Annotated in this window: 4 protein-coding genes (1 of these 4 cut by a window edge); 1 reads left to right on the plus strand and 3 read right to left on the minus strand. The window is 72.0% G+C overall.

All coding sequences use genetic code 11. The features are described 5' to 3' along the window. Positions 1 to 7,968 carry the end of a type I polyketide synthase gene (locus OG884_RS30750; RefSeq protein ID WP_326638667.1) on the plus strand. It extends 21,336 nt beyond the left edge of the window, so the window shows 7,968 of its 29,304 coding nt (coding positions 21,337-29,304); its start codon lies beyond the left edge, outside the window; its stop codon occupies positions 7,966 to 7,968. Between the two features lie 214 nt (positions 7,969 to 8,182). Here the strand turns inward: OG884_RS30750 and OG884_RS30755 are convergent, their stop codons facing one another. The 3 genes from OG884_RS30755 to OG884_RS30765 form a co-directional block, all read right to left on the minus strand. Continuing rightward, positions 8,183 to 8,377, minus strand: a complete 195-nt coding sequence (locus tag OG884_RS30755) for a ferredoxin (protein ID WP_326638669.1) — start codon at positions 8,375 to 8,377, stop codon at positions 8,183 to 8,185. A 61-nt stretch (positions 8,378 to 8,438) separates the two neighbouring features. Then, complete coding sequence (locus tag OG884_RS30760) at positions 8,439 to 9,620, minus strand: cytochrome P450 (RefSeq protein ID WP_326638671.1); 1,182 nt, start codon at positions 9,618 to 9,620, stop codon at positions 8,439 to 8,441. A gap of 34 nt (positions 9,621 to 9,654) precedes the next feature. Further along, positions 9,655 to 11,007 carry a glycosyltransferase gene (locus tag OG884_RS30765; protein ID WP_326638673.1) on the minus strand — a complete coding sequence of 451 codons (1,353 nt, stop codon included), beginning with the start codon at positions 11,005 to 11,007 and terminating at the stop codon, positions 9,655 to 9,657. Between the last annotated feature and the right edge of the window lie 368 nt (positions 11,008 to 11,375).

Consider the following 11,375-nt stretch of genomic DNA (forward strand, 5'->3'; position numbering starts at 1 on the left):
GCGCAGGCACTGGATGCGGTGCTCGCGCAGCTCGACATCGAGCTGGACCGCCCGTTGCGGACGATCCTGTTCGCCGAGGCGGGCTCGCCCGAGGCCGAACGGCTTGACCAGACCCAGTGGACGCAGCCCGCGCTGTTCGCGATCGAGGTGGCTCTGTTCCGCCTGGCGGAGTCGTGGGGGCTGCGCCCGGACCTGGTGGCCGGGCACTCGATCGGTGAGATCGCCGCGGCGCACGTCGCCGGTGTGCTGACGCTGGCGGACGCGTGCACCCTGGTCGCCGCCAGGGGGCGCCTGATGCAGGTGCTACCGGCCGGGGGCGCGATGGTCTCCGTACAGGCCACCGAGGACGAGGTTCTCCCGATACTCGCCGGGCACGAGCACGAGGTGTCGATCGCCGCGGTCAACGGACCGTCGGCGGTGGTGATCGCCGGGGTGGAGGGGCCGGTCACCGAGGTCGCCGCCCGGTTCGCGGCCGAGGGCCGCAAGACCACCCGGCTGGCCGTCAGCCACGCGTTCCACTCGCCGCTGATGGACCCCATGCTGGAGGAGTTCCGCCGGGCCGTACGAGGGCTCGGGTTCTCACCGCCGGCCATCCCGCTCGTCTCCGGCCTGACGGGCGAACCGGTCGCCGCCGAGTGGCTCTGCTCACCCGACTACTGGGTCGACCACGCTCGGCAGGCGGTCCGCTTCGCCGACTGCGTGCGCACCCTGCGCGGTTCCGGCGTGAGCACGTTCGTCGAGCTCGGCCCGGACGGCGTGCTGTCCGCGCTGACCCAGCACTGCCTGGCGGCCGACGGCACCGAGGCCGGCACCCTGGTCGTGCCGGTGCTGCGTAAGGACCGCGGCGAGGAGGCGTCGGTCGTGGACGCGCTGGCCCGGCTGCACGTCCACGGGCTGCCGGTGGACTGGCGGTCCCTCTTCACCGGATGCGGCGCGCGCCGCGTCGACCTGCCCACGTACGCCTTCCAGCGCCGGAGGTACTGGCCCGAGGCCGTCGCCCCGGCCGTCGCCTCGGCGGGGGACCCGGTGGACGCCGAGTTCTGGGCCGCGATCGAGCGTGCGGACCTGACGTCCGTGGCGGCCACGCTGGATCTGGAGGCGGACTCGCTGTCCACGGTGCTGCCCGCGCTGTCATCCTGGCGCCGCTCGCGCCGCGAGCACACCCTGCTGGACTCCTGGAGCTACCGGGTGGTGTGGAAGCCCCTGGCCGCCGTGCCGTCCGCCGTCCCATCCGGGAGGTGGCTGGTGGCCGTCCCGGCCGGCCGGTCGGAGGAGGGGGCGTGGGCGGAGGCGCTCGACGCCGTGGGCGCCGCCCTGGCGGGCCCCGATGCTCTGATGCGTCTCGACGTCACGCACACCGACCACGCGAGGCTGGCCGCACAGCTCGTCGAGCTGCTCGGCGGCCCGGACGCCGACGGCCGGGCGCCGGCGGGTGTGATCTCCCTGCTGGCGCTCGCCGGGACGGGCGGTGCCGGCCTGCCCGAAGACGGCCTGCCCGAGGTGGCGTTGACGGCCGCGCTGGTGCGGGCGCTGGGCGACGCGGGTGTCGACGCGCCGCTGTGGTGCGTCACCCGAGGCGCGGTGTCGGTGGGCCGATCCGACTCGCCGCCGAGCCCGGGTCAGGCCGCGGTCTGGGGCCTCGGCCGGGTGGCGGCGCTGGAGCACCCCCGACGCTGGGGCGGCATGATCGACCTGCCCGAACCGCTCGACCGGCGGGCCGTCGCCCGGTTCGCCGGCATGCTGGCCGGCGGCCCGGACGGCGAGAGCGAGGTCGCCGTGCGCGCCTCCGGAGTGTTCGGCCGCCGGCTCGTCCCGTCCCCGGCCGGGGACGCCGACCGGTCGTGGCGGCCTCGTGGCACGGTACTGGTCGCCGGGGACACGGGAGTCTCCGGCGAGCGCATCGCCCGCTGGCTGGCCGACACGGGCGCCGACCGAGTCGTGCTGGCCGGGCGCCCCGCCTTGACGGAGCCCGCGGAGCCGCTGGGGGCCGCCGATCGGGTGGAGCCCGCCGGCGCGGATCCCCGGGTGACGATCAGGCACTGCGACCTGGCGGATCGGGAGGCCGTGGCCGCCCTGCTGGCGGAGTTCCCGCCGGACGCGGTCATCTACGCCGAGGAACCGGCCGAGGCCGCCCCCCTGGAAGGGGCCGAGCCGGCGGACATGGCCGCGACCGCCGCGGCCTACGCCGCCGGGGCGGTGCACCTGGACTCCCTGCTGGAAGACCGGGAGCTGGACGCGTTCGTTCTGTTCTGCTCGCTCTCCGGCGTCTGGGGGGTCGCCGGCCGAGGGGTCGCCGCCGCCGCGGAGGCGGTCCGGGACGCACTGGTCGAAGCGCGCCGCGCCCGAGGCGTGGTGGGAACCACCGTGTCCTGGTCGGCATGGGCGGACAGCGGCGTGACCACAGACAGGGGAATGGACCTGCACCTGCGGGTGAACGGGCTGCCCGCCCTGGCGCCGGAGCTCGCACTCAGCGCGCTGGGCCGGGTCGTCGCGAACGGCGAGAGCGCGGTGACGGTCGCCGACGTGGCGTGGGACCGGTTCGCCCCGGCCTTCCTCGCGTCGCGGCCGACCCCGCTGCTGGACGAGCTTCCCCAGGCCCGGCGGGCGATCGAGGCGGCGGGCGGCGGCGCCCACGACGGCGAACCCACCGTGGCGGCCGCGCTCCGGGACCGTCTTCTCGGGGTGCCGGCGGCCGAGCGCGCCGGCCTCGTCCTCGAACTGGTGGTGACCAGGGCCGCCGCGGTCCTCGGGCACACGGACGGCGCCGCGATCGAGGCCGACCGGGCCTTCCGGGACTTCGGGTTCGACTCTCTCACCGCGGTCGACCTGCGTAACCAGCTCAACGCCGCGACCGGGCTGACCCTGCCCGCCACGCTCGTCTTCGACCACCCGACACCGGTGGAACTCGCCGAACACCTGGCGGGCCGGGTGCTCGGCGAGGAGAGCCTCGGCGAGGAGAGCCGAGCACCCGTGCCGGCCGCGCTCTCGGACGACCCGATCGTCATCGTCGGCATGAGCTGCCGGTATCCGGGTGGCGTCCGCTCACCGGAGGACCTGTGGCGGCTGGTCACCGGCGAGGTGGACGCGGTCGGCGCGTTCCCCGCCGACCGGGGCTGGGACCTGGCCGCTCTGTCCGGTGGGGACGCCGACGGGCGTGGCCGCAGCACGGCGGCCGGAGGCGGTTTCCTCTACGACGTCGCCGACTTCGACCCGGGTTTCTTCGGCATCTCGCCCCGTGAGGCGATGGTGATGGACCCGCAGCAGCGACTGGTGCTCGAAGCCGCCTGGGAGGCGTTCGAACGGGCGGGCATCGAGCCCGCCGGCCTGCGGGGCAGTGATGTGGGCGTCTATGTCGGCGCCACCGGTGGTGACTACCAGCCACCCCGCGATCATCACGGCCACGCGCAGACGGCCCAGGCGGCCAGCGTGATCTCCGGCCGGCTGTCCTACACCTTCGGCCTGGTGGGACCCTCGGTGACCGCGGACACCGCCTGCTCCTCGTCGCTGGTGGCGTTGCACCTGGCCGCGCAGGCGCTGCGGTCCGGGGAGTGCTCGCTGGCTCTCGCCGGTGGGGTCGCCGTGATGTCCACCCCGGTGGGCTTCGTCGAGTTCGGCGAGATGGGGGCACTGTCCCCGGACGGCCGGTGCAAGGCGTTCTCCGACGCCGCCGACGGCACGGGCTGGGCGGAGGGCGTCGGCATGCTCGTCGTCGAACGGCTGTCGGATGCCCGGCGCAACGGCCATCGCGTGCTGGCGATCCTGCGCGGTTCGGCCGTCAACCAGGACGGCGCGTCCAACGGATTCACCGCGCCGAGCGGCCCGTCACAGCGGAAGGTGATCCACCGTGCCCTGGCCGGTGCCGGGCTGGCCCCGTCCGACGTGGACGTGGTGGAGGCGCACGGCACCGGCACCAGGCTGGGCGACCCGATCGAGGCGCAGGCCCTGCTGGAGACCTACGGTCAGAACCGTGAACGGCCGGTGCTGCTCGGGTCGATCAAGTCCAACATCGGGCACACTCAGGCGGCGGCCGGAGTCGCCGGACTGATCAAGATGGTCATGGCCATCAGGAACGGGGTGGCGCCGAGGACGCTGCACCTGGACGCGCCGTCGTCGCACGTGGACTGGTCGGCGGGCGCGCTGGAGCTGCTGACCGAGGCCAGGCCGTGGCCGGACTCCGGACGCCCGCGCCGGGCCGGGATCTCGTCCTTCGGAGCCACCGGCACGAACTCACATGTGATCATTGAGGAGGCGCCTCCCGCCGACTTCACCGGGTCGTCCAAGTCCGCCGAGCCGCCAGGGTCCGCCATGGGGCTTCGCGGGATGCCCGTCGCGGCGGTTCCCGGCCTCCTGCCGGTCCCGCTGTCGGCCAAGACTCCGGCCGCGGTACGGGCACAGGCGCTACGCCTGCTCGATCACCTCGTCGAACACCCCGATCTCGGCCTGGCCGACCTCGCGTACTCCCTGGCCACCAGCCGGTCGAGCTTCCGGCAGCGGCTCGCCGTCCTGGCCGGTAGCCGTGCGGAGCTGGTGGACGGCCTGACGGCGGTGGCGGACGGAGACCCGGCTCCGCACGTGATCGATGGCCGGATCGGGCGACCGGGCAAGACGGCGTTCCTGTTCACCGGCCAGGGCAGCCAGCGGGCGGAGATGGGCCGCGAGCTTTACGACCGGTTCCCGGTCTTCGCCGATGCGCTCGACGCCGTACTGGCGCATCTGGACGCCAGGCTGGACCGCCCGCTGCGGGAGATCCTGTTCGCCCCGGCGGGCACCCCCGAGGCCGGGCTGCTCGATGGGACCGGGTGGACCCAGCCGGCGCTGTTCGCGGTCGAGGTGGCCCTGTTCCGCCTGCTGGAGTCCTGGGATCTCACCCCTGACCTGCTGATCGGACACTCGGTCGGCGAATTGGCCGCGGCGCACGTCGCGGGCGTGCTGTCACTCGGGGACGCCTGCGCGCTGGTGGCGGCCAGGGGCGCGCTCATGCAGCGGCTTCCGGCCGGCGGCGCGATGGTCGCCGTCCAGGCCGGCGAGGAGGAGGTGCTGCGGGCGCTGTCCGGACACGAGCACCTGGTCTCCGTCGCCGCGGTCAACGGCCCGGAGTCCGTGGTGATAGCCGGGGCGGAGCAGGCGGTGCTCGACGTGGCGGGCGCGCTGGCGGAGAGCGGGCGCCGGACGAGGCGGCTGCGGGTCTCGCACGCGTTCCACTCGCCGCTGATGGAGCCGATGCTGGCGGACTTCCGGACGGTCGCCGAAGGCATCTCCTACTCCGCACCGCGAATCCCGGTGATCTCGAACGTGACCGGCGGCGTCGTCACGGCCGAGCTGTGCTCCCCGGACTACTGGGTGGCGCACGTACGGAGCGCGGTACGGTTCGCCGACGGGATTCGGGCGGCGCACGAGGCGGGGGTGACCCGCTACATCGAGATCGGCCCGGACGGGACCCTGACCGCGATGGTCCGTGACACCATCCCCGCGGAGGCCGAGGTGGAGCTGGTCCCCCTGCTGCGCAGGGACCGCGACGAGCACCGGGCCCTCGTCACCGCACTCGCCCGGCTGCACGTACACGGGATGAGCCCCGACTGGGCCTCGCTCTTCGCCGGTACCGGCGCCCGGCCGGTGGACCTGCCGACGTACGCGTTCCAGCACGAGCGGTTCTGGCCCGACGCGGGCCACCCGGGCCGGACCCGCGCGGCGGACCCGGGCGGCGCGGTGGACCCGGTGGACGCCGAATTCTGGGCGGCCGTCGAGGAGGAGGACGCCAAGGCGCTGGCGTCGCGGCTCGACGTGGACGATGAGGCGCTGACCAAGGTGCTGCCGGCGCTGTCGTCGTGGCGGCGGGAGCGGCGCCGGAGATCCACCGTGGACGCCTGGCGGTACCGGATCGTCTGGAAGCCCCTCACCGGTGACGACGCGGTCGCGCTCGGCCGGACCTCACAGGCCGGCCCGGCCGGCCCCTGGCTGGTGGTGCTCCCCGAGGAACTGCGCGCGGACGCCTGGACGGGCTCGGTGATCGACACGCTCGGTGCCGACGTGGTCCGCATGGAGGTGGCCGACCTCGCCGCCGTAACCCGGGATCGGGCCGCGCTGGCCGAGTGGCTGGGCGCGCACGCCGGCGCCCGGCCGTTCGCCGGAGTGGTCTCGTTCCTGGCATTGCGGGAGTCCGGGAACACCGGGGAGTCTGGGGACACCGGGGACACCGGGGACACCGGGGACACCGGGGACACCGGGGACACCGGGGACACCGGGGACACCGGGGACACCGTGAACAGTGGAGGCATCGGGGACACCGGGCTTCCCTGCGGGCTCGCCCTGACGACCCTGCTGATCCAGGCGCTGGGCGATGCAGGCATCGACGCGCCGCTGTGGTGCCTCACCCGAGGCGCGGTCGCGGCCGATCCCGGCGACGTCCTGCGCGATCCGGCGCAGGCCGCCATCTGGGGGCTCGGCCGAGTCGCCGCGCTGGAGCACCCGCAGCGGTGGGGCGGCCTGATCGATCTGCCGGACGGTTTCGACCGGGAAGCGGCGCGGCGGCTGGCGAGCGTGCTGGCCGGGCTGGACGGCGAGGACCAGATCGCCATCCGGGCCTCCGGCACGTACGCCCGGCGGCTGGTGCAGGACCCCGTCGGCCAGGCCGACGGGCCCGACGAGTGGACGCCGTCCGGAACCGTACTGATCACCGGCGGCACCGGCGCGCTCGGTGGACATCTGGCCCGCTGGCTGGCCCGGCATGGTGCGGAGCACCTGGTGCTGGTCAGCCGGCGGGGGATGGAGGCCCCCGGCGCCGCCGAGTTGCGCGACGAGGTGGCGAGGCTGGGCGCCCAGGTGACCGTCGCGGCCTGCGACGCGGCCGACCCGGACGCACTGGCCGCCGTACTGGCCGGCATCCCGGCCGAGTTCCCGCTGACCGGTGTGGTGCACGCCGCGGGCGTGGTCGACGACGGCGTGGTGGACGGCTTGACCCGGGAGCGGTTCGAGACGGTGTTCCGCGCCAAGGTGGCACCGGCGGTCGTGCTGGACGAGCTGACGCGAGACCTGGATCTGCCGGTGTTCGTGCTGTTCTCGTCCGCGGCGGGGACGCTCGGCAGCCCCGGCCAGGGCAACTACGCCGCCGCCAACGCGGTGCTGGACGGCCTGGCCGAGCGGCGGCGCGAGCGCGGGCTGGCGGCCACGGCGGTGGCGTGGGGGGCCTGGGCCGGCGGCGGTATGGCGGAGGTGGCCGCGGCGCAGGAGGCGTCCCGGCGGATGGGCGTGCGCCCGATGGACCCCGAGCTGGCGGTCGCCGCGTTGAGCGGCCTCGTCGCCGGAGGCGAACCGGTCGCCGTGGTCGCCGACATCGAGCACGAGCGGTTCGTCCGCTCCTACACGGCGGGCCGGCCCAGCCGGCTGCTGCGTGAGCTGCCGGGATATCATGAGCTGGTCGAGTCGGCAGGCTCGGGGCAGGAGGCCGCGCAGTCGGCGTCCGCCCTGCGGGACAGGCTGGCCGGCCTTGCCGGCTCCGAACGGCTTGGCGTGCTGCTCGACCTGCTGCGCGGCCAGATCGCCATGGTTCTCGGGCACTCCGGTCGCGAGGCGATCGGCGCCGATCAGGCGTTCCGGGACCTCGGGTTCGACTCCCTCAGCGCGATCGAGCTGCGTAACCGGCTCACGGCCTTGACGGGGCTGAAGCTGCCCTCCACGCTCATCTTCGACTACCCGACTCCGGAGGCCCTCGCCGGTCACGTGATCGCGCAGCTCCTGCCGGAGACGGGCGCGGCCTCGGGCGTCGATGAGGAGGAGTCGCGGGTGCGGGCGATGTTCGCCTCGCTCTCCATGGCCAAGCTGAGGGAGATCGGCGTGCTGGACGCGCTGCTGCACCTGGCCGGCGACCCGGAGGCGACGTCCACCGAGACGGATGAGGACGCCGATGACGCGCTCGACTCGATGGGGCTCGACGAGCTGGTGCGGGCGGCCCTCGACGGCGGGCTCCAATGAGCCGCGCCGTCCCGCCGGACGTCCCGCTGTCATGGTCTCGCCGTCCCGCCGGACGTTCCGCCGTCATGGTCCCGTTTCGTGGGCGCGGGACCATGACGGCGGGACCCGAGGTAGTGGGACGGTCCGGAACGCCAATTGACCCGGCCGGGTGTGCGTCCACCCGGCCGGGTCGGATTCGTGCGGTCAGCTCGCGGTTACCCGCTCGGTGCGGTTCTCAGCTTTCGGCCAGCGAGATGGACCTGGACGGGCAGGCCACGACGGCCTCCCGCATAACGGCCTGAGCCGAATCGTCCAGGTCTTCGACCAGAACGATGACGGTTCCCTCGTCGCTCTGGTCGAAGACCTCCGGCGCGATGAGCACGCACTGGCCGGCACCGATGCAGCGCTGGGCGTTCACATTGACACGCATGACATTCCTCATTTTTGAAAGACCGGGTCTGACAGGTGACCGGCCGGGGCCTGCCGCTCCGTCACCAACGGACCGGCAGCGCATGCAGCCCGAACAGCACACCGTCGTACTTGAACGGCAGGTCCTCGACCGCGAGATCGAGCTGAAGGGTCGGAATCCGCTGGAATAGGGACGTGAAGACGGCCTCCATCTCGACCCTGACGAGGTTCTGCCCGAGACACTGGTGCACGCCGTACCCGAACGCGACGTGGTGGCGGGCCGAACGGCTCGGATCGAACTCGTCGGCCCGCTCGAACGTGGCATGGTCGTGGTTCGCCGCGGCGCCGAGCGGCACGATGCCCTCGCCGGCCTTGATGACGTGCCCGCCGATCTCGATGTCCTCAATGGCCACGCGGAGAGCCACCCGGTCAGCGACGGACAGGTAGCGCAGCACTTCCTCCACCACCCCCGGCGCGCCGACCCACTGCCGGTTCAGCAGCAGCATGACCACGCCGAGCGCGATGTTGTTCGCCGTCGTCTCGTGCCCGGCGATCAGCAGCAGCAGGGCGACGCCGGAGATCTCCTTGGGGGTCAGCACCCCGGCGGACAACAGCCGGCTGGTCAGGTCCCTGCCGGGGAACCGCTGCTTCATGGCGATCAGCTTGGAGATGTACAGCAGCAGGTCCCTGGTCGCGGACTCGCGTTCATCGTCGGTCGACGTGAAGGTCACCAGGATGCGCGTCCTCGACTCGAAAAGCTCGCGGTCCGTACGCGGCACGCCGAGCAACTCACAGATGATCAGCGACGGCACCGGCAGCGCGAACGCGGACACCAGGTCGGCGGTGGTGCCGGTGGCGAGCATGTCGTCGATGCAGGTGTCGACGACCCGCTGGACGGCCGGGCGAAGCTCAGCGATCCGCCGTACGGTGAATTCAGGGATCAGAGCCTTGCGGAAGCGGGTGTGCTCCGGCGGGTCGTACGCGACGAACCAGCCGGGAATCTGGTCGGGCGGCGGCACCGTCCCGTTGCGCCCGATCGTCGGAAAGCCCTCGTGCAAGGGGCTGGCACTGATCCGGGGATCGGTGAGCACAGTGCGCACGTCATCATGTCGAGTGACCAGCCACACGGTGCTGCCGTTGGGCAGCGCCGACTTGACCAGTCCCGACTGCTCCCGGAGTGAGGCGTACTCGTCCGGGGGAGAGAGCTGCCCGCGTCGCCGCCTCGGGAACTCGATGGATATCGGATCGCCATTGTGCGTTTCCATGCTGTCGCCACGTCCTTCGGCAGTACCTGTCAGATCATTTCAGCGCCGGGTTGCCCAGGATCAGATCGGCGGCTGCTCGGACGCCTCCCGCCTCATGCTGCACCTTGGCGAAGAATTCGGCGCGCTCACGGAAGGCAGGGTTGCCCAGCACTTGGGTGATCTTGTCGATCACATCATCGACGTCGATGGTCTGCGGATCGTTCACCGTGAGGCTGACCCCGCTGTCCACGCCGCGCACCGCCTGGTCATAGCAGTCGACCCAGAGCGGCCGGATGACCTGCGGCTTGCCGAAGTACAGGCCCTCGTGGAACGCGTTGCCGCCGCCGTGGTTGAAGAAGAGCTTGACGCTGGGATGGGCCAGCACGTCGAGTTGCGAGGGGACCCAGCTCTCGATCCTGAGGTTCGGTGGCAGCTCGTCCCTGGGGGGCAGCAGGTGTTGCTGCCCGGTCGGCAGCTTCCACAGCACGGCATGCCTGCCGTCCAACCGGCGGGCGACCTCCACCAGCGCGTGTACTTCGTGGCGGGTCAGCCGTGTGATGGTGCCGAGTCCGATGTAGACCACGGAGGGGTTGGCGTCGAGCCAACCGGACAGGTCGTCGTCGTCCGGCGCCTCCGGCAACGGCGGGATCATGGCGCCGACCAGGTGGAACTTATCCGGAACGGGAAAGGGATACTCCAGCCCGAAGACCGTGTAGCACAGGACGAGATCGGCGTGATCGACTTTCGCCGATAGACCGAGAATCTCCCGTGGCAGCAGACCTTGTCTCACCTTTGAGGCGCCTTCAAGAACGCGCCTCAGCATCTTTGGGTGCAGGAACATCATCCCGGCCCGGAGCTTGAACACGGTGTTGCGGACCCGTTGCGGAAACGACATATTCAACGGCAGGCCGGTGTGCAGCATGGGGAACCCACGCGGAATAAGCAGATTGCTCGGCATGAAAGGCGAGCTGAGGGCGAATGGGATCTTCCTCTTGAGCGCTACCAGGAGCGCGACGGAGTGTAGGCTATCGAAGATCATGAGGGCTGGGTTGAGCTCTTCGACCAGGGCGTCGAGTGCCAGATACTTCTGCTTTCCGCTCTCCGGGGAGAACCCGCGCCGTACCACCGCGCGGTGCGCCTTCCACCGGGACCGCTGGGTGACCTGCCGGTACATCTCGTCGTCCCAGTCACTGGGGGACTGCTCTGGATCGGTCTCGCCGAGCGAGGCGAATCGCACGCCGCTTCCCTCGTCGATCTTCTCGACCTCGGCCCTGCGGGACTCGTCCGTCGCGAACCATAGATCCTCCGTACCACGCCGGGCCAGCTCGGCGGCGATCACGCACAGGGGATTGAAGACACCGACCCCCGCGTTGCTGACAAACAGCAGTGGCTTGCGGCCCTCGCCCATCACACACACCTCCATCGCGGGAGCCCGGCTGCCGAACAGCCGGTGACACGCGGGTGTCTGCTCCGGTGCGGATCCGTCGTCGCCGTGAACGTCTCTGTGTCCTGCACATCGGCGTGCCCGCACGGTATCGCGGCGATGTTAGGGGGATCACTAGTTTTCCCGGGGCCCCGGCCCGTGGGCGCGGCCGGCTCGCCAGGCCCTCTAAAGACTAGGAGTTTGCCGAGTCGCCATCGGCCTAACTTCACCGAATGAATGGCATGCTCGACGACCTTCCTCTTAACGGGAGCCTCGTCGTGCATACCGTCAGTCATCCTCTTCAACCATGCGGAGACCCATGCTACGGCCTCCCCTTCCTGGCGGGGACGCCC

The sequence above is a fragment of the Streptosporangium sp. NBC_01755 genome (assembly GCF_035917995.1).
In the GTDB taxonomy this organism is placed as follows: Bacteria; Actinomycetota; Actinomycetes; order Streptosporangiales; family Streptosporangiaceae; genus Streptosporangium.

Coding starts and splice junctions, on each gene's coding strand:
- OG884_RS30755 (WP_326638669.1), bottom strand. CDS start 8,377: ATGCGTGTCAATGTGAACGCCCAGCGCTGCATCGGTGCCGGCCAGTGC.
- OG884_RS30760 (WP_326638671.1), bottom strand. CDS start 9,620: ATGGAAACGCACAATGGCGATCCGATATCCATCGAGTTCCCGAGGCGG.
- OG884_RS30765 (WP_326638673.1), bottom strand. CDS start 11,007: ATGGGCGAGGGCCGCAAGCCACTGCTGTTTGTCAGCAACGCGGGGGTC.